The sequence below is a fragment of the Kaistella flava (ex Peng et al. 2021) genome, assembly GCF_015191005.1.
Taxonomy (GTDB): domain Bacteria; phylum Bacteroidota; class Bacteroidia; order Flavobacteriales; family Weeksellaceae; genus Kaistella; species Kaistella flava.
In genome coordinates, this window is the sequence record NZ_CP040442.1 from 2,219,268 (window position 1) to 2,239,262 (window position 19,995).

At 36.1% G+C, this 19,995-nt stretch carries 18 protein-coding genes; 7 read left to right on the plus strand and 11 right to left on the minus strand.

What is annotated here, in order from left to right; translation table 11 throughout:
- Positions 1 to 5: 5 nt before the first annotated feature.
- The 3 genes from Q73A0000_RS09865 to Q73A0000_RS09875 form a co-directional block, all read right to left on the minus strand.
- Positions 6 to 809 carry a polysaccharide biosynthesis/export family protein gene (locus Q73A0000_RS09865; RefSeq protein ID WP_193810805.1) on the minus strand — a complete coding sequence of 268 codons (804 nt, stop codon included), beginning with the start codon at positions 807 to 809 and terminating at the stop codon, positions 6 to 8.
- Between the two features lie 78 nt (positions 810 to 887).
- Positions 888 to 1,520 (minus strand): outer membrane beta-barrel protein, encoded by a 633-nt coding sequence (locus tag Q73A0000_RS09870; protein ID WP_193810806.1) that lies wholly within the window; start codon positions 1,518 to 1,520, stop codon positions 888 to 890.
- Between the two features lie 2,487 nt (positions 1,521 to 4,007).
- Positions 4,008 to 4,487, minus strand: a complete 480-nt coding sequence (locus tag Q73A0000_RS09875; protein WP_244140723.1) for a regulatory protein RecX — start codon at positions 4,485 to 4,487, stop codon at positions 4,008 to 4,010.
- Here Q73A0000_RS09875 and Q73A0000_RS17025 point away from each other — a divergent pair.
- Positions 4,477 to 4,680 carry a hypothetical protein gene (locus tag Q73A0000_RS17025; protein ID WP_244140724.1) on the plus strand — a complete coding sequence of 68 codons (204 nt, stop codon included), beginning with the start codon at positions 4,477 to 4,479 and terminating at the stop codon, positions 4,678 to 4,680. The two genes, Q73A0000_RS09875 and Q73A0000_RS17025, sit on opposite strands and share 11 nt — an antisense overlap.
- 100 nt (positions 4,681 to 4,780) lie before the next feature.
- Here Q73A0000_RS17025 and Q73A0000_RS09880 read toward each other — a convergent pair whose 3' ends face one another.
- A complete protein-coding gene (locus Q73A0000_RS09880) occupies positions 4,781 to 5,089 on the minus strand; it encodes a four helix bundle protein (protein ID WP_208458773.1) in 309 nt (102 codons plus the stop codon).
- Positions 5,090 to 5,339: 250 nt separating this feature from the next.
- Positions 5,340 to 6,608 carry a serine hydroxymethyltransferase gene (gene glyA / locus Q73A0000_RS09885; RefSeq protein WP_317174291.1) on the minus strand — a complete coding sequence of 423 codons (1,269 nt, stop codon included), beginning with the start codon at positions 6,606 to 6,608 and terminating at the stop codon, positions 5,340 to 5,342.
- 715 nt (positions 6,609 to 7,323) lie between these two features.
- On the opposite strand from glyA, the gene Q73A0000_RS09890 reads away from it, so the two are divergent.
- Positions 7,324 to 7,818 carry a Smr/MutS family protein gene (locus Q73A0000_RS09890; RefSeq protein WP_193810809.1) on the plus strand — a complete coding sequence of 165 codons (495 nt, stop codon included), beginning with the start codon at positions 7,324 to 7,326 and terminating at the stop codon, positions 7,816 to 7,818.
- A 232-nt stretch (positions 7,819 to 8,050) separates the two neighbouring features.
- On the opposite strand, the gene Q73A0000_RS09895 is transcribed toward Q73A0000_RS09890, so the two are convergent.
- A complete protein-coding gene (locus tag Q73A0000_RS09895) occupies positions 8,051 to 8,356 on the minus strand; it encodes a DUF6370 family protein (protein WP_244140725.1) in 306 nt (101 codons plus the stop codon).
- A gap of 362 nt (positions 8,357 to 8,718) precedes the next feature.
- Between Q73A0000_RS09895 and Q73A0000_RS09900 the strand changes: the two genes are divergently transcribed.
- The 4 genes from Q73A0000_RS09900 to Q73A0000_RS09915 all read left to right on the plus strand — a co-directional run bounded on the left by Q73A0000_RS09900 (position 8,719) and on the right by Q73A0000_RS09915 (position 11,939).
- The gene (locus tag Q73A0000_RS09900) at positions 8,719 to 9,441 is read left to right on the plus strand and encodes a DUF3822 family protein (protein ID WP_193810810.1); all 723 of its coding nucleotides are present in this window, start codon (positions 8,719 to 8,721) and stop codon (positions 9,439 to 9,441) included.
- A 516-nt stretch (positions 9,442 to 9,957) separates the two neighbouring features.
- A complete protein-coding gene (locus Q73A0000_RS09905; RefSeq protein WP_193810811.1) occupies positions 9,958 to 10,575 on the plus strand; it encodes an RsmD family RNA methyltransferase in 618 nt (205 codons plus the stop codon).
- A 122-nt stretch (positions 10,576 to 10,697) separates the two neighbouring features.
- Positions 10,698 to 11,009 carry a transposase gene (locus Q73A0000_RS09910; protein ID WP_244140726.1) on the plus strand — a complete coding sequence of 104 codons (312 nt, stop codon included), beginning with the start codon at positions 10,698 to 10,700 and terminating at the stop codon, positions 11,007 to 11,009.
- 105 nt (positions 11,010 to 11,114) lie between these two features.
- Positions 11,115 to 11,939 carry an IS3 family transposase gene (locus tag Q73A0000_RS09915; RefSeq protein WP_193810812.1) on the plus strand — a complete coding sequence of 275 codons (825 nt, stop codon included), beginning with the start codon at positions 11,115 to 11,117 and terminating at the stop codon, positions 11,937 to 11,939.
- 582 nt (positions 11,940 to 12,521) lie between these two features.
- Here Q73A0000_RS09915 and murI read toward each other — a convergent pair.
- The 5 genes from murI to Q73A0000_RS09940 all read right to left on the minus strand — a co-directional run bounded on the left by murI (position 12,522) and on the right by Q73A0000_RS09940 (position 18,417).
- On the minus strand, positions 12,522 to 13,352 hold the full coding sequence (gene murI / locus Q73A0000_RS09920) for a glutamate racemase (protein ID WP_193810813.1): 831 nt from the start codon (positions 13,350 to 13,352) through the stop codon (positions 12,522 to 12,524).
- Positions 13,353 to 13,699: 347 nt separating this feature from the next.
- Positions 13,700 to 14,824, minus strand: a complete 1,125-nt coding sequence (hemW, locus tag Q73A0000_RS09925; RefSeq protein ID WP_193810814.1) for a radical SAM family heme chaperone HemW — start codon at positions 14,822 to 14,824, stop codon at positions 13,700 to 13,702.
- Positions 14,825 to 14,965: 141 nt separating this feature from the next.
- Complete coding sequence (locus Q73A0000_RS09930) at positions 14,966 to 15,910, minus strand: PorP/SprF family type IX secretion system membrane protein (RefSeq protein WP_193810815.1); 945 nt, start codon at positions 15,908 to 15,910, stop codon at positions 14,966 to 14,968.
- 272 nt (positions 15,911 to 16,182) lie between these two features.
- Positions 16,183 to 17,241, minus strand: coding sequence for an RluA family pseudouridine synthase (locus Q73A0000_RS09935; RefSeq protein WP_193810816.1), 1,059 nt, complete (start codon positions 17,239 to 17,241; stop codon positions 16,183 to 16,185).
- A 66-nt stretch (positions 17,242 to 17,307) separates the two neighbouring features.
- Positions 17,308 to 18,417 (minus strand): PASTA domain-containing protein, encoded by a 1,110-nt coding sequence (locus Q73A0000_RS09940; protein ID WP_193810817.1) that lies wholly within the window; start codon positions 18,415 to 18,417, stop codon positions 17,308 to 17,310.
- Positions 18,418 to 19,042: 625 nt separating this feature from the next.
- Here Q73A0000_RS09940 and Q73A0000_RS09945 point away from each other — a divergent pair.
- On the plus strand, positions 19,043 to 19,900 hold the full coding sequence (locus tag Q73A0000_RS09945; RefSeq protein ID WP_193810818.1) for a YicC/YloC family endoribonuclease: 858 nt from the start codon (positions 19,043 to 19,045) through the stop codon (positions 19,898 to 19,900).
- Positions 19,901 to 19,995: the final 95 nt, after the last annotated feature.

Genomic DNA, 19,995 nt, shown 5'->3' on the forward strand with positions numbered 1-19,995 from the left:
TGCTATTATTTACGGGTTAAAGTAAGAATTAAGGTAAGTAAACCTAAACCAACTCCACCATATTTAATCCATTGATCTACTTTGGAATTCCGATTTTCACCAATCTGTTTATTGCGATCCGGTTCTACATATAGAATATCGTTTTGCTGCAGATAATAATAAGGGGAATTCACAATCGACGCTTCGGAAAGATCTAAAGAAATCACTTTATCTTTGCCTTCTTCGTCGGAATAACGGATAAGCTTCACATCGGTTTTATTACCATCGTAGGTGGCATCACCTGCTAAAGCAAGTGCCTGAAAGAGATTGAGTTTTTCGGTGGTGCTGGTTTTCTGTCCAGGACTCTTAACCTCCCCTAAAACGCTAATGTTAAAATTGGAGAGCGTAATAGTAACCATCGGATCGGTAAGATAGCGCTTAAGACGACTTTCGAGCTCTTCTTTTAGTTGTTGCTTGGTCATGCCTTTGCAGAACACATTTCCCAAGACAGGAAATAGAATGCTACCTTCGGAATTTACAATATATTCGCTGGGACTAGGGATTTGATTAGCCGCACTAGTGGTATTTGCACCTGCGGCACCAGTTTTCGCCATGGTATTGATATTGAAGGGGCGCACTGCTATTTCATCAAAAGCAGAAACTAAGATCTGCAAGCGGTCGCCATCCTGAATATGTAAACCTGAATATCGTGCCTGCGAAACTTCATGTTCAAAGTTATTATTAGACATGTAAACAATGTTTTGTTTGGGTTTACAGGCTTGTAAGAGGATTAAGGTTACTATAACAAATACTACTGAGTATTTTTTCATTTCTAATTTTTAAAGGACAAAGATAAAATAACATCTGCAATCCCAAGTTCCAGGAGCAGAGACCAAAATAAGAGGATCTTATTTTTCGTTTAAATAATAATTAAGACCTAAACCCAATATACGGTTATAGTTATTCCGGGTATTATCTGGATATACTTTGCTAAATCCATGATCATATTTTAAAAAGGCTTCCAATTGTTGCGCGACTTTTAAGCCTATACCTAGCGTTACTCCATAACCAAATTTATTAACGTCTTGATCATGATTTATTTTATTATATTTCAAATCATAAGCAGGATCTACTTTACGGTCATTTCTGACCATGTATTCAATTCGGGGTCCAGCAAATAAAAAGACATCTTTTTTAAAATTTCCCTGATGAAAAAAGTATTTTAACACCACGTCCATAGCGACATAATCCTGATTGAATTTTTGAACTCCGAATTTGTTTACTTCAGCTCTTGCGTATTCTCCCTGGGTGCTGTACTCTATTGTAGAGTTTATATACAACCAGGCAGAATCGAAAATATCATTTTCCACTAAGGGTATTTGTCCAAAAACACCGAGTGTCCCACCGAATTTACCGGTGGACCTGTCATGAACCCCCGCAATAGAGCCTTGATGAAAGCTACCAGTGAGTCCATATTCGAATTCCTGTGCTTGTACGGTCACCAAAAGGAAAACGGCGATAAGTGTAATTATTTTTTTCATAGTTTTTAATCCAATTTTTATAATCTGTCGTCTAAAAAGATTATTTTGCAAATTAATTAAAATTATTTGAATTAATCGGCATTTATTTGAAATGAGTGTGGTTAAGTTGAAAAAGAGGGGTGTTGAATGTTTGATGATGGATGATGGATGATGGATGATGGATGATGGATGTTGGATGTTTGATGATATCTCCGAAGTCGGTAAAGGTTGAGTTAAAGGAAGCGCATCGTTAAATTATAACGTATTCCAGCAGGATTTATCCTGCAAAAAACTGATGTGGTCTTTTATGCATGAAGTGATTACTTAAAAATAATGTGACTAATGTGCAGAAAATAAAAACTTTTGTGACTTTGTGGTTTAAAGAAAATTGCTTTTTTATTCTGTTCTTTTGCCTCATTCATCGTACTAACTTGGTGATTGAGCGGAGCCGAAATCACATTGATAGATCACTTATTTTATTCTCTGTTCTTTTGTCTTGAAACAAAAGAACCAAAAGTTCAAGACTGGATCTTTTTACTAAAAAAAGAAAATTTCTTCTAAGAAAATCCCCAAACTCGGGCGGAAAGTTAAATTGGGTATCTAACTACTATTTTTGCCGCCACTCAAACAGTGGGGATTTTTAGGTGTTGCAAGGTGATAAAGTGGGTTGGAAGAAATTTCCTTTTTTCTTAACGTAAAAATCTCCGAAGTCGGTAAAGGCTAAGGAGGCGGATCGTTTAAATTATAACGTATTTCAGCAGGATTTATCCTGCAAAAAACTAATGTGGTCTTTTATGCATGAGGTGATTACTTGAAACTAATGTGGCTAATGTGCAGAAAATAAAAACTTTTGTGACTTTGTGGTTTAAAGAAAATTATTTTTTCATTCTGTTCTTTTGCCTCATTCTTCGTACTAACTTGGTGATTGAGCCTGTCGATGGTGATTGAGCTTGTCAAAATCACATTTTTAGAGAACTTCTTTTATTTCTTGTTCTTTTGTCTTGAAACAAAAGAACCAAAAGTTCAAGACTGGATCCTTTTGCTAAAAAATGGTCATTTCTTCTGACAAAATCCCCAAACTTGCGCGGAATTAAAATTGTACTTCGATATTAGAGTTTTGCCCGCGCTTCAAACACTGGGGATTTTTAGATAGTACAAGTTGACAACGTGGGTTGGGAAGAAATGACCATTTTTCTTAACGCTAAAGTCTCCTAAGTCGAATAAAATTCATAGTAATGATGGTTGCTCCGCTTGGTGATTGAGCTTGTCGATGGTAATTGAGCCTGTCGAAATCACATGTACAAAAACCATTCCCGTTTCAATATTCTTTTACTTTTTGTCTTGACACAAAAAGTAACAAAAAAGTCAAGACTGGATCTTTTTACTAAAAAAAGAAAATTTCTTCTAAGAAAATCCCCAAACTCGGACGGAAAGTTAAATAGTGTGAAAAATTACTATTTCTGCCGCCACTCAAACAGTCGGGATTTTTAGGTGTTGCTTGTTGAAAAATAGTGTTGGAAGAAATTTCCTTTTTTCTTAACGTAAAAATCTCCTAAGTCAATTTTAAATTTGGATGTAATTAAGTGTTTTCTTTATTGAGCATTGACTGCTCACTCATTCACTATTGACCATTCACTCATTCACTCAATTACCCAATCACGCAATCACTCACTCTCCACTTCCTGCTCCCACTCCCTACGAAAAACCTTCCCCAAGCGAAGCCCATTGCGCCTTAAAAAACATGAGAAAAACAGTTAGTAGTAAAAAAAACTTTGCGCCATTGCGTTAAAAAAAGAGCCAGGAATCAGCTTCTGTTCTTCTTAATTATCCTTCCTATCTTAATGTTTTAAAAAAGCAGTTACAAATTAGGTTTTTTTCGTCTGTTGTTTTTACCTTATTCTTCTTACGTACTTGGTGATTGAGCGGAGTCGAAATCACAGGCTATCGATAATTTATTTTATTCTTGTTCTTTTGTCTTGAAACAAAAGAACCAAAAGTTCAAGACCTGGATTTATTGGCTAAAAAATTGGAATTTCTTCTGTGAAAATTCCTAAACTTGCGCGGGATTGGAGGTTACGCTTCGAAGATCAATTTTTGCCGCGCTTCGGACAAAAGGAATTTTTAGGTATTGTTAGTTGAAGGGTTGTTCTGGAAGAAATTTTAATTTTTCTTTACGCCAATAACTCCTAAGTCATTTTGAAATTTGGATGTAATTAAGTGTTTTCTTTATTGGGCATTGACCGTTCACTCAATTACCCGATCACGCAATCACTCACTCTCCACTTCCAGCTCCCATTCCCTACGAAAAACCCTCCCCAGGCGAAGCCCATTGCGCCTTAAAAAACATGAGAAAAACAGTTAGTAGTAAAAAACCTTCGCGCCATTGCGTTAAAAAAATCACATAACTCCCGCAGATCGACCTGATGATGCAGATTTCAAAAAGCAGCATCAAATATTCACTATTCACTCATTCACAATTGACCACTGCCCCATCACTCGATTACTCAATCACTCACTCCCCTCCTCCATATCTTTAATAGCCTCAACAATCTCTTCGTATTCAAAACCTTTGGACAACAGATACTTAATCGTCTTAGATTTTTTCTGATAACCCTGCAAGCCTGTTATTTTAGACTCATAGTTTTGGTAGAGCTTCGTTAAGGTTTTATGGTAATCGTCATTATCAATTTCATCAAAACAGCTGTTGATGAGTTTCTCCGGCACACCTTTAAATTTTAAATGATTACGAATTTTGTTGCGTCCCCACGATTTCATGTAGAATTTCCCACGGATATAACTTCGGGTAAAACGTTCTTCATTCAGATAATTTTCTCGCATCAAATACAAAAGAATTTCTTCTTTCGCTTCCGGAATCAATAAATAATCCCGCATCTTCTGCTCCACTTCCTGATGGCAACGATCCTGGTAAACGCAGTAGTTGACTAGTTTTTGTTTGAGTTCGAGGAAAGTGTAGGATTTGTGTTCCAAGGTTGAGGTTAAGGTTAAGGTTAAGGTTAAGGTTGAGGTTGAGGTTGAGGTTAAGGTTAAGGTTGAGGTTGAGGTTAAGGTTGAGGTTGAGGTTGAGGTTAAGGTTAAGGTTGAGGTTGAGGTTGAGGTTAAGGTTAAGGTTAAGGAAGAGCGAGAGCGTACCAAGGTTGAGACCATGAACTCTTATAAGTAATTATAGGATTTAAAAAACAACAGTAATTTATATTAGTTAGATCAAAATTTAATCTACAAACCGAACCCACTTAACCTCAACCTTTGCCTCAGCCTTAGATTTAGCCTCGACCTTCTAAAGTTTTAATGATTTTATTAAGTTCGTGGATTAAACTTTCAATTTTCACAATGATGGGTTGCGAGTTTTCAGTCTCAAAATACTTTACCAAATTTCCATAAATCAAATGGTTTTTAGTTTCATTTGCTGATCCTCTGGAGAATTTATAAAACATAGTCTTATCTCTACTTCCAGCTCTACCAAATCCTTCAGAAATATTGGCTGAGATACTTTCTGCGGATCTTCTAATTTGCGAAGTCAATGCGTAATCTTCCTTTCGGGGAAGTGACTCTGAAATAAAAAATACTTCCACTGCAATATCGCTTTAGTCCAAACAGGCATTTGAGTAAAATCGGTATACATAATTTAAGGTTAAGGTTAAGGTTAAGGTTAAGGGTGAGGTTGAGGTTGAGGTTAAGGGTGAGGACAAGCTGTGAGCGATCATAAAAAATTATAAGATTTTTTAATAAAAATATTTTGGCTTAAAAAACCATCATTTTAATGTGAAAAACTGCACCGCTTAACCTCAACCTTAGCCTCAAAGAGCCTCAACGAGCCTCAGCCTAGTAATTAAACAACGCTTTTCCTTCCATCATTTGATTGACTTTCTTGCGGACATCCGCAATTTTGTTATCATCATTAATGTTCATTACTACGTCATTGATTAATTCAGCAAGAACTTCCATATCGGCTTCTTTTAAACCTCTGGTGGTGATGGCGGCAGTTCCTAAACGGATACCAGATGTGGTAAACGCTGACTTATCATCAAATGGCACCATGTTTTTGTTACAGGTAATATCTGCTTTTACTAAAGCTTTTTCAGTTTCTTTACCGTTCACGTTTTTATTTCGAAGGTCTACCAACATCAAGTGATTATCAGTTCCACCACTTACGATATCGAATCCTTGCGTCATCATCGCTTTGGCTAAAGCACGGGCATTGGCAACCACTTGTTGAGCATATACCTCAAATTTCACATCAATCGCTTCAGCAAAGGCTACAGCTTTTCCAGCAATAACATGCTCCAATGGTCCACCCTGAATTCCTGGGAATACAGAACCGTTTAAAACCTGGCTCATCATTTTAATTTCTCCCTTCGGTGTTTTGTGACCGTAAGTATTTTCAAAATCCTTACCCATCATAATCAGTCCACCTCTTGGACCACGAAGGGTTTTATGAGTAGTCGTTGTTACCACGTGACAATGCTCGAACGGAGAGCTTAATAATCCTTTGGCAATCAATCCCGCTGGGTGTGCAATATCTGCCCACAAAGTCGCTCCTACTTCATCTGCCACTTCACGGAATTTCGCAAAATCGATATCTCTGGAATAAGCAGAATAACCTGCAATTAACATTTTAGGTTTTACTTCCAAAGCTTTCTGACGCATTGCATCGTAATCGATCAAACCACTTTCGCGATCAACCCCGTAAAAATTAGCGTTGTATTGAATTCCAGAAAAGTTCACGAATGAACCGTGGGTTAAATGTCCACCCATCGATAAATCAAGTCCTAAAATTTGGTCACCTGGCTTCAAAATAGAAAGATAAATCGCAGCATTGGCTTGCGAACCTGAATGGGGCTGAACGTTGGCGTAATCAACACCGAACAATTCTTTCGCTCTGTCAATGGCTAAAGTTTCGATTTCATCCACCACTTCGCAACCACCGTAATATCTTTTTCCCGGATATCCTTCCGCATATTTATTGGTCAAAACACTTCCTACCGCTTTCATTACGTTGTCTGAAACAAAATTTTCAGAAGCAATCAATTCGATACCATGTGTTTGTCTTTGTCTTTCCTGTTCAATAAGGTCAAAAATTGGATCCATAATCTATAAATGATGTTTTTTTATTGTATTTAATAAGAATTCAAATTTATGGAAATTTTTGAGAAGAAGTTGGGTTGGGGGCGAAATGTTGGGTGCGGAGTGCTGGGTGCTGGATGTTTGATGATTGATGTTGGTTGGAGGATAAGTAATGAGAAATGGGTAATGGGTAATGAGCAATGGTGAACGGTCAATAGTTAAAATCCTATAATAAATAATAAAACTCTGTGGAATCTGTGAGCTTTTTTTTTAAACACTTGAAATTTTTAAACACTAATGACACTAATGGTTTCACAAATAACACTATTAAAAGGTAACTTAAAAGATTTGACAGATTGAACGGATGAATAATGTGCAATGAAAAATAGTGAATGGTGAAATATAGATATTGCATAAATCTGCTCAATCTGCATAATCTGCGGGAGATTTAAACACTAATTATACTAATGTTTTCACAAATGACACTATTAAAATGTTGGGTGTTAGATGCTTGATGTTTGATGTTGGTTGTTAGTTCAATCTCATCTACAAAACAAAATGGCCAGTCTTAAAAAAAAACCTATTATATGAACTTTATAAACCCAATAAGTTCCATCTCTAAAAAACTTTTGTGCCTTTTGTGGTTTAAAATTATTTTTTTCAAATAGAATAGGCTTTTAAATTTTGCCACTTTTGTGGTTTTAAACTTCAATTTTCTTAATTTCGCCAAATAAGGAAAAGCATGAACATAGGCGATTCGGTTTCGGTGATCGATGATCAATTAAAAGGAAAAGTTATATCCATCAAAGGAAAAAAAGTGACCATCGAAGATGAGCATGGTTTTCCGTACGAGTATGAGGCAAAAGAATTGGTCTTGCAACAAGCCGAAATTTACGATCAAGTCCAAACCATTCTAAAAGAAGAAACCTCGAGACCTATTTCTAAAAAACACCACAAGAAACCTTTTATTCTGGATCTGCATTTCGAACATCTGGTCAAGAACCCCAGTGATTACGATTCTTTTGAACGGCTTTTCCGTCAGAAAGAAAAACTCATTACCACCATTGAGTATTGCAGGAAAAACAATTTAAAAAAATTAGAGATCATCCACGGAATTGGTGATGGCGTCCTCCAGCAAATGGTCCATGATGTCCTGGAAAGCCAAACCAATCTGGAGTTTCAAAACAAAGAAATACTGCACCATCAGTCGGGTACAGTGCTGGTTTACTTTAGATAGAATGCGGAATGATGGTTGATGGTTGATGGTTGATGGATGATGGATGATGGATGCAAAATCCAAAATTTTTCTTTCACTATTACCCATTACCCATTGCTCATTATTCATCACCTATTGACCTCCGACTCTCACTTGGCTCTTGTTACTTTTTCCTTGGCTCTTGCAATCATTCCTCTTTCACAATTAGTAACCCGTCAACACCCAGCATCCAACACCAAACACCCAGCATCTCCTAATCTACATATTTAAAACTGGTCGCGTAGAACTTCCCTTTTTTAACTTCTCCGCTAACGATTGCTTTTTTCATGATTTTGCAATAGCCATCTTCTGCGTGGGCATTACCGTACGTTTTCTTATCTAAACCTTCAACGTTATAGACTTTGCCATCGATTTTCACTGCCATAGCGCAACCTTTATCTGTTTTAACTTTAAACTGACACATTCCACACGCTGCGTCTACAGTTTGATTCTCGATTTTTTTCTGGGCAAAAATACTTACTGAAAACAACAGCACAAATACCAATAGGACTCTTTTCATAATATTCTAAATTTAATAATATTTAAAAATTGATTTAATAGGTTTGGTTTTAATCTTAGATTTTTTTTAACCGTAGAATCTGCAAAAGCTTTATTTTAATTGGAATTAATCAACAGTTTACAAAACGAACATCATAAAAAACGATTCCCCTTTTTGCCTTCTTTTGAAGAACTTTTTTCTGCAATACTCTTTTGTCCCTTTTGCGGTAAAAACTTACTCGTATCTATCTTTAACTCTTATTTAAAAACCTTTGTAAAAATAGCAAATCTCTTTCATCCGTACTCATGACTTTGCTCATAACTGTTCAAAAATAAGAAAATTTCAAAAGCCGATTAATTTTAATAAATTTGCAGTCGTAAAGCATGGAACATTTAAAATTACTTTTCACCAAAGACGGCGTACAATATCAAGTTGTAAGAAACAAAACAGTTTCTGAGGAAAACTCCTATTTCGTCACCGAAGAATCACCTGAAAATTCACTCAGCAACAAAATCGATGAGATTTTAGCCCTGAAAAAATATAAAGAAATTACCGTAATTTCAGCCTTGAATCATTTCACCTTAATGCCGGAAGGTTTTAAAGAACACGATTTAGGTTACGATTTGATTTCTTATAATGCTCCTGTCAATAAAGATCAGGAAGAATTAATGCTGTCGGTGAACAAGAAATTCGGCGTTCAGTTTTATTATACGTTCCCGAAATCTATTTATCAGAAAATTAAAGACTTAGCCGTTCCTACGAAATTCAATTTCTCCGGCGAACAGTTTTTAACTCAGATTTCGACCAAAAACCAGAAAGAAATCCACATCAATCTCTATCATCAACAATGTGAGTTTTTTGCTTTAGATCAGAAAAAAGTTATCCTTTATAATAACCTGGATGTGACTTCAGAAGTTGACTTCCTCTATTTCATCATGTTTACTTTAAGCAAGATCGGATTCGGAATCGCGGACACTCAATTTTTTGTTTACGGTGAAACAACCGAGAATGAGACTTTTATTTCAGAATTAAAGAAGTTCGTGAAAACCCTGAAGATTGGTTATGATAATATTCCGAACAAGAATTTCATTTTGAATGGAAGATAGGTGAGAAGAGCCAGGGAAAAAGTAAAAAGAGCCAGGTGAAGTGAATTATGAATGGTTAATAGTGAATTTTTAAACTCTTTTAATCTAACCCTAAAAGGTAGAAGTATTTCATTAACTGTATTTTTTTAACACATAAGTCACATTAGTTTTTTGAAATAGTACAAAGATTACATTAGTTTTTTTTAATACTATTTTCAAAGGGAATCTTAAACTGTGTTATTTGTGAAAACATTTGTGTGATTTGTGTTTGATTTATTATTACAAAAGATTAAAACATACCAGAAGGTAATATGGAAATTCTCTTTGCTAAGTGAAACGCCTTCGCGTCCGCAATTTTTACGAATAATATTTTTTAAATCTTTGCGCCTTTGCGTTAAAATAGTATTTTAATTCTCTGCAATAAATTTGAATAAAAAAGAAACTCATCAATTATACCATCGCATTTAGAAATTAATTGAATTAAATTTGCGCTCTGGTGCATCAAGCATCAGGCACCCAACATCCAGCACCAAAAACATGTATAGAATAATCAGTGGCCAGTGGAAAGCCAAAAGAATTTCCGCTCCGAAAAGTTTCGACGTAAGACCGACGACCGATTTTGCAAAAGAAGCATTGTTCAGCATTATCGAAAACCGTTTCCGATTTGATTACGCCTCGATTTCTGTACTCGATTTGTTTGCAGGGATTGGTTCTATTTCTCTGGAATTCGCTTCCAGAGGTTGTAAAGATGTAACATCGATTGAAATGAACGCCAGACATGCTGGTTTCATTAACACCACCGCAGCGGAACTTGATATGAATTCTCAAGTGAATGCAATGCGTGCTGATGTTTTTGAATATTTAAAGAAAAATAGAAATCGTAAAACTTACGAATTAATCGTTGCCGATCCACCGTTCGAAATGGAGGTTGCCAAATATGAAGAACTGATTTCTTTGGTCCTCAACAATAATTACCTAAAACCAAATGGAGTATTTATTCTGGAACATCAAAGCCGCACGAAACTGCAGCATCCGAATATTATCGACACCAGAAAATATGGAAATGTAAGTTTTTCTTTCTTAAAACCAAACGAACCTACGACAGAAGAAGTGACGGAATCGGAAGAGGAAAGTCCGGAGAAAGCTGCCGAATAGATCAGTGATTGTTGATGGATGATCGATGATGGATGATGGATGATAGATGATAGATGATAGATGATGGATGATGGATGATGTGTCCGTCCCTGATATAGGTTGACATAAATAAGTCAACAAATATGAAAGCAAACATTAAGAAACTGCAGAAGCATCGGGTTTTCAGCGAAGAATTTAAGAGAGAGATTGTCTCTCTATTTGAGAGTGGAAAATTCAGTGTATTACAGCTTGAAAAATTGTATGGAATATCAGACTCTGCTATTTACCTATGGATCTATAAATTTTCTACCTTTAACGATAAAGGAATTAGAGTTGTAGAAATGAAAGAAAGCAGTGTACATAGGCTAAAAGAACTCGAGCAGAAGATTAAAGAACTTGAGCAAGCCGTTGGCCAGAAGCAGATTATGATCGATTATCTGGAAAAAAATGATTGATATAGCCAAGGAGGATCTGGATATTGACATAAAAAAAAATTACGGCAACCAACGCTCTGGTGGTTCAGGCAACATTCCGAAGAAAAAGAATTCACCCTGAATGCTTTGTATCGAGCAGTTGGGATCAGCAGGCAGGCGGTGCAACAATATGAGTATCGCCAGAACATTTTTGATGAAAAAGTACGTGTTCTAATGTTGGAAGCCCGCGAACTCCGGAGTGAACACCCAGGATGCGGAGTAGAGAAAATGTATTATGCCTTAAAGCCGGAATTCATAGGCAGAGACCGCTTCATAGAGCTTTTTATGGAATTGGGTTTCAGGCTGGAGCACAAGAGGAATTACCGCAGAACGACTCATTCTGTCGCCTGCGAATATCCCAATCTTATCAAAGGCATGGAAGTAAATGCACCTAATACCATTTGGCAATCGGATATTACGTATATTTATGTTAACGATAGGTTTTATTACGCAGTTTTCATCATTGATGTATACACTAAAAAGATTACAGGATACAAAATATCCAATAATATGAGGGCAACAGCGAATGTAGAAGCCTTGAAAATGGCGTTAAAAGACCATTGTTTTCCTAAAATCCATCACTCAGACAGAGGAGGGCAATACATTTATAAAGAATATGTCAAGTTGCTGAAAGAAGGGGCTACCCAAATAAGCATGGCCTTGTCTGCACAGGATAATGCATATGCAGAGCGGATAAACAAGACCATAAAAGAAGAATATCTGGATCGATGGAAACCCATGAACTTTGAACAGTTGAAGAAATTTACAAAGCGAGCGGTTGATCAATATAATAACCGCCGACCACATAATAACCTTGGCCGGTTATCGCCTGTAGAATTTGAAAGAAGATGGCAAGAAAAGGGATTTTCATCCCAACCCATTAACACCATCTATGATAATAATGAGCCGTAAAAAAAGAGGTTACCTAGTGTGGAAAGCTATTAAAATATGGATAAATTTAGAAATGATTGCACTTAAAATTTACCCACATTTTAACAGCCACATTCAACAACGATCATGAAAATAATTATATAAAAACAAGTCAACACTATTCAGGGATTGGCAATGGATGAAAATACTATTTTCTGAACGATCTAAAAAGAAATGAAAGTCGATCTAAAAATTATATTGCCACGAATGCACGAATAAATGTTAGCTGTAACAGAAGAATTCGTGCATTAGTGGCATTTCTTTACAGCATTTTGTTAAAGATAAAAAAAAGGTTGATGTAAAAACGCTGTACTTATTTGAACTTTAATAGGACTATTTTATACTTTTCTCTTTGGTTACTTTTGTGGTTAAAAAATTTCAAATATATTATTTGTCATTTACTCAACAAATTCTTAACAGCATTTTGTTAAAGATAAAAAAAAGGTTGACATAAAAACGCTGTACTTATTTGAACTTTAATACGACTATTTTATACTTTCCTCTTTTGTAACTTTTGTGGTTGAAAAATTTCAAATATATTTTTGGCATTTACTCAACAAATTCTTACAACACTTTCAACTCCAGATCGATGGTTTTACCGAAGAATTTCTTGGAGATCTTTTCAAAGTTTTTAGTGATATCAGAAAGAAAAAACTGATAAGTCGGTTTGGGATTATCCTCATTTAATAAATGATGTTTGTCCAGAATGATTTTCAACTGATTCGCCACAATACTCGGTGAATCGATCACGCGAACGCGGTTTCCATAATACTGTTTGATTTCATTTAGCAAAAGTGGATAATGCGTACAACCCAAAATCAGCGTTTCAATATTTTTTAATTTACTATTGCTTAAATAGTTATAAATAATCGAATGCGTAATCGGATGATTTCTAAAACCTTCCTCAATCGCCGGAACGAGAAGCGGAGTCGCCAGTTCGTCCACCTTGATAAACTTATTATGCTTGCGGATTGATTTCTTATACAAACCTGAATTCACCGTCGCTTTGGTGGCAATCACACCGACATTATTGTGAATCTCGTATGACACTTTCTCTGCTACAGGATTAATCACATCGATGACGGGAACTTTATCATTAACCAGTTCCAGGACTTCTTTTAAAGCATTTGCCGTGGCAGAATTACAGGCAATAACGATCGCTTTGCAATTTTTCTCTAATAAAAATTCGGTGATTTTTATACAATACCCAATAATCGCTTCCCTGGATTTTTCACCATATGGAAGATGTTTAGTATCGCCGAAATAAATCAAATTTTCGTGAGGAAGTAATCGTTTAATTTCTTTAGCAACGGTTAATCCACCCACCCCAGAATCAAAAATTCCGATAGACTGGTTGGCAGAAAGATGGCTGAAATCCGGTTTTTTATGTATCACGACGAAGAAATTTTTGCAAAAATACGGAATTAAGAACCAAGTAAAAAGAGCGAAGCAGATGAATGGTCAATAAGTGTGAATGGTGAACAGTGAATAGTGAATAGTGAATAGTGAATAGTGAATTTAAAAACTATTTACAGCAAATAAAATGGTGTTATTTGTGCAGCCATTCGTGTCATTTGTGTTTTAATAATTCCTTGAAACTCGATTCCAGAACCTTGAAACTCGAACCTCGAACCTCGAACCTCGAACCTCGTACCCCGAACCTCGCAACTCGCAACTCGAACCCCGAACCTCGCAACTCGAACCCCGAACCTCGCAACTCGAACCTCGTACCCCGTACCTCGTCAAACCACAAACAGATCCGACGCAATTCCATCCGCCAGAAACCAGTGTTTTTCCGGAATAGTCAAATGGTTATTTTCGATTTTTAATAATCCGTCCTCGAGTTTGGTTTTGATTTCATTTTGGAAATACTCCAACAATTCGGTACTGAATTTTTCTTTTAATGAAGATAAATCAACGCCCCAAACGGTTCGCAATCCAATCATAAGCATTTCATTGAACTGATCTTTCTCAGATAGAATTTCAGTTTCTTTTGGTAAAATACTTTTATTTAAGGAATTGATGTACAATTGATTATTGGCAATATTCCAACTTCTTTCATTTCTTCCATTGTATGAATGTGCGGAAGGTCCTATTCCTAAATATTCCTGATATTTCCAATATGCAGAATTATGTTTGGAATGAAAACCGGGTTTTCCAAAATTAGAAATTTCATAATGATCAAAGCCATTATCTTTTAAGAAATCAATCATATAGAAAAACTCCTCATGCTGCTCTGCTTCTTTTGGAGCAGCGATTTTGCCTTGTGAAATCCAGGCGTTTAACATGGTTTTCGGTTCAATCGTCAAAGCGTAAGAAGAAACATGCGGCACTTGAAGTTCGATGGTTTTATCTAAATTCTGTTTCCAGATTTCAAAATTAGAACTTGGTGAACCGTAAATTAAATCGATGCTGATATTTTCAAAACCAAAGTCTTGCGCTCTTTTAATGGAGCTTTCTGCTTCGCCTGAATTATGAGCGCGGTTCATTAGTTTTAAATCTTCATCAAAAAAACTTTGGGTCCCAATCGACAAACGATTAAACGACGTTTTAGATAATTCCTTCAAAAAGTTTTTATCCAAATCATCAGGATTCGCTTCAAGGGTAATTTCTATATCCGGGTCAAAAGAAAAATGTTTTAAAACCTCATCAATAATGGATTGAAGTTCATCTACTTTCAGAATAGAAGGCGTTCCACCGCCGAAATAAAGAGATTTTATGTTCTTATTTTCCAGTTCATCTCTGCGCAAACCAATTTCCTTTTTGATGGCAGCAACCATTTCCTCTTTATAATTTAAAGAAGTAGAAAAATGAAAATTACAGTAACTGCATTTTTGCTTGCAGAAAGGGATGTGGAGGTAAATCATTGTGTAAGAGCCAAGGAAAAAGTTAAAAGAGCCAAGGTTGAGAGTGGGAAGTTGGAAGTCTGGAATTGGAAGCCTAAAGTGTGAAGTCTAAAAAATTCACTATTGACCATTCACCATTCACTATTTGACCATTGTCAACTATTAATACCGGTATCCTCTCGTATTGATAAAGTTTTCTAATTTATAACCGATGCTCAACATGAAGCTGCTACCAGCATATTGCTGAATATCTGAAAGTCCGAAATTATAAGTCGCACCAAAAAAGAAATTATTGACCGTTCCTTTAATAATCGGAGAAAAGCCTAAACTTTGATTTCCGAATTTATTGCTGGCTGTTCTAAAACTTACCCCGGCTGAAAAAGAGTTTTCATCTCCGGTAACAGTTCCCATTACATTCAGATCGATCAATTTTGATGAATTGGTATTAAAGTTGGCCAGAACAGATGGCGTTACATAAAACTCATCGGTCAAATACCAATCATATCCAGTATTAAGAATGATTTTAGTGGGCTCGGGTTCGATCCCATTTACAATAGGAATATCATTAGTCAGCGCAATATCATTCACAGAAACTCCCGCGAAAAAATTACGATAAGTAATGGCCATTCCAAGATTAGCATACACCAAGAAGAGCGAGTTTGAACTTAATACGGGATCACCAGGATCTTGCGGATTCAGCATTCCCAAGTCGATGTTCATGTTATAGAAATTCACATTCGTCCCAAAAGAGAACTGACTTTTACGTTCGCCATCATCATCAATCGGAATAAAATAAGCGGCACCTGCCGAAATACCATTGGAAGAAATCGGTCCGTTTTGATCTCTAAAAAAAGACAAACCGGCTCCTACTCTATCAAATACGTTGGCATGCATCCCAATCGACTGAACATTGGGCGACTGATCGAAATTGGAAAATTGTTTCTGGTAGTTTAAATTCAACACCACATCATCTGTACTTCCGTAAAGTGCGGGGTTAAAAAGAAAATCGCCGCCAAGCAAATACTGTTGGTAAAAAGGCAATGTTTCCTGGCTTTTGTAGCTTCCGAAAAAGACCACCACGAAAAATAATGTATATATTTTTCTCATAATAAGATTAGCGTGAATTTTTAGCAAATATAAAAAAGTTTTTATGGAACTAAGATGTTGCTTCAATTTTACAGAAAATTATAAACACATCAGACCCATTTGTTTAGAGCATAATTAAATTTAAGTCACAAAAGTTTCAGCTAAAGAACTACTTCTAAAAGTTCACATCAGTTCTGAAAATCAAAGTTTTTCTTCCTTGTATTCTAAGTGTTTTCTAAGTGAAAACTAATTTTGATGGCACTCATGTGTTTTATTAAGAATTAAAAAAGACTCTACGATTCCAAATATTTTCTCCATTTATCTAAAGCGTCCTGCATATCTTTTGGCATTGGACTTTCGAAATACATTTCTTGCTTCGTGGTCGGATGAATAAATCCGAGCGTGTGGGCATGAAGTGCATGACGTGGCAAAATTTCAAACACATTTTTTATAAACTGTTTGTACTTCGGCATATTAATTCCTTTTAGAATCTGACTGCCTTCATATCTTTCATCATTAAAAAGAGTATGTCCAATATGTTTAAAGTGAGCCCGAATTTGATGCGTTCTACCCGTTTCCAATTTACATTCAACCCACGTGATATAGCGGAACCGTTCGATGACTTTATAATGCGTAACTGCATGTTTCCCTAAAGTTCCGTCTTCGAAAACCGCCATCTGCATTCTATTTTTTAAATGTCTTCCGATGTTTCCTTTAATGGTTCCCTGGTCCTCTTCAATATTCCCCCACACGAATCCCCAATATAATCTCTTGGTAGTTCGGTCAAAGAATTGTTTGGCCAGAAAACTTAAGGCATATTCATTTTTGGCAATCACTAAAAGTCCGGACGTATCTTTATCAATTCTGTGCACCAACCCAACACGGTCTAAATCGGATTTCTGTCCGTTTTTTTCAAAATGAAAAGCCAGTGCATTAATCAAAGTTCCGTCGTAATTTCCATGACCTGGATGCACAACCATTCCCGCTTCTTTATCCACAACGACCACATCATCATCTTCATAAACGATATTAATCGGAATATCTTGTGGAATGATGAGATTTTCTCTCCGCGGACTCGTCAACAAAACCGAAATTTGATCACCTGGTTTTACGCGGTAATTTTGTTTTACCGGGACACCATTAACCACGACATTACCTGCACGGCAAGCTTGTGAGATTTTATTTCTGGAAGAATTCTGTCGGAAATTAACCAGGAATTTATCAATACGCATCGTTTCCTGACCTTTATCAACGGTTAGAGAAAGGTGTTCAAAAAGTCCTTCTGATTCAGTTTCGTTAGATTCCTGATTCAAAAATTCTTCTTCGGCGAAATTTTCGTTGTCTTCTGTCATTATATTTTTGAAAGATAAAGCTCCAACTTTTCGGTTGAAGCTTTAGATTTTATGATCATTAAAAAACTACTCAACAATTACCCTTTTAACTTTTGGTTTTTCTTCGGCTTTTGTTGGAGTTGCTTTGGCTGGAACTTGAGTTGTAACAGCTTTGGGTTTCGTTTCAACCACTTTTGGCTTTTGCTCTGTTGCCGTTTTTGGAGCGTCTGTCTTTTTCACCTCCGCTCTTGGAGTTTCCTGCTTCTTCACTTCCGCTTTCGGAGTTTCTACTTTTGGCGCAACAGGTCTTGGAGTTTCTTCTAATGGCTCAGTTCGACTCGGCGTTGGTTCTCTGTACACCGGTGTTTCCTCATAACTCTGAGAATCGTAAGCATCGGTTTTAATTCTGTACATCGAATTCAGTTGTGAAATTTTCCCACCCATTTCAGCCGGCGTTTTTTTACTGGCCCAAAGATCAATCTGCATTCCCTGATCCCGTACATCAAATGCCGCCGGATCTTGGTAGTAAACAATATCTGATTCATCTGCACCGCCATCTTCATGCTCTATCAAACCTATTTCAAATAAATTTTGAGCAATCACTAGTTTCGCTTCCTGAACGGTTAAACCGACAAGATTAGGAACAGATATATTTCTTTTTGGCCCCGCACCGATGACCAAATCAATGGTTGAGAATCGGGGTAACAAAGCACCAGGCTTTAAAACAGCACCGTTATACAGCATTCGCAAAACAGCATCACGCTGAATACTGGGTTCATAAATGGTATCACCAATCTTTAATCCGACTTGCTCTAATTGCCTAAATGCCAAGCCTTTATATCGGTCTAAAACATCAGGAACAGAAACTTGTGCATACGTTCTCGGATTCACTTTCAAGACAATCGTTCTACCATCTTTCACACGGGAACCCGGCGAAGGATAGATTTGTAAAACCTGAAAAGGTTTGAATTTTGGATCATATTTAAAACTGTCGACTTCGTAGCTTAAGCCCGAATCATCTAAAATTTTAATGGCCTCATGCACCGATTTGTTCATCACATTGGGTACTGCGATTTCTTTTCCGTGATTCGTATGCACCTCTAACCAACGAAACGTCAGCCATACTGCACCTACGAAAACGGCAGCCGCTAAAAGTATATTTACTAAGACCTTCCAATGGAAGAACGATTTAAGCATATTTATAAATCTTTTATTAAATGCAAATATATAAAATAATCTTTTCTGTAATTGTCGAAAATTTTAAACAGTATTAAACTTCAAATATTATCGGCCGATAAATAGGTAACTGGCCAATAATGATATAATTGTTTTTTAACCGCAAATCAAAGATTCACTGATTCCATTAAATAAGAATAAACAAAGGAAGTAAAAGAGGCAAAAGACAATGAGATAAAAAGTTATTCAAAAGAAGGCAAATAGTCAAAACGATCAGGTCAAACGTATTAAAATTTTAGAGAATACCTATTTAATAATGAATGTTCTCAGATCATTATTAGACAATGCAAAGGAAAAAAGTAAATTTCATTGTTTTTCAAAAATAAGATTTATCGCCGTTGTTTATCGTTATTATAAGAGTTTTGGTTAGAATTCTTTGTTTTCCTTTGCGTTTATTTAGTACGTTTGAACTGTAAACTATTATTTTAAAATGCTTTTGCTAACTTTTGATTTGCTTATATTAAAGTAAAACTTTTGTCTCCCTTTTGCGGTAAAAGAGAACTCACCCCATAACGCAGTGTTTTATCATTTCTTTTTTTAGCCCAAAAGTTTTTAAATAATTATCTTTGTGAGATAAAGCAAATACATGATTTTATCAATGACCGGCTTCGGAAGAAGCGAAGGAGTTTTCGAAGGTAAAAAAATAACCATCGATATTAAATCCCTTAACAGCAAATCATTTGATCTCAACATCAAAATCCCCTTACGATATAAAGAGAAAGAATTCGAAATCCGCAAACTACTGAACGATAGAGCGCTGCGTGGAAAAGTCGATTGCTATGTCAATATCGAATCACTTAATAACACCAATGATGTTGCCATTAATCACGATTTGGTTCAGGCATATATTAATGAATTAAAGAAGGTTGCCGCAGATGGGCCCGACTTCGAATATTTGAAAATGGCAATCAGAATGCCGGAAGTTATTTCTACTAAAAGCGATGAACTCAATGATAACGAATGGATTTTCTTAATCGAGTTATTGGAGGAAACTTTAACGAAATTTGAAAACTTCAGAAGAACTGAAGGTGAAATTCTGCAAGAGGAACTTCATAGAAATATCCAGAAGATTCAAAAATACTTGGGTAAGGTCGAGCCTTACGAACAAGTAAGAATGGATGCGGTGAAAGAACGTTATCGAAATTCACTCAACGAATTTGATCAGATTGATGAAACGCGTTTCTATCAAGAAATGGCTTACTACACTGAAAAACTAGACATCGCCGAAGAAAAAGTTCGATTGACTCAACATTTAAAATATTATCTGGAAGTAATGATTGAAGAAAATTTCAACGGAAAGAAACTTGGATTTATTTCCCAGGAAATCGGTCGTGAAATCAATACTTTGGGTTCAAAAGCCAATCACGCAGAAATTCAAAAACTGGTCGTCATGATGAAAGACGACTTGGAAAAAATAAAAGAACAGACGTTAAACGTGCTATAGACTAAAAGATAGTAGACAAAGAGATAATAGATGAGAGACTAAAAGATGAGAGACCACCGAATTAGTCTATTCTCTATCCGTCTATCATCTATTCG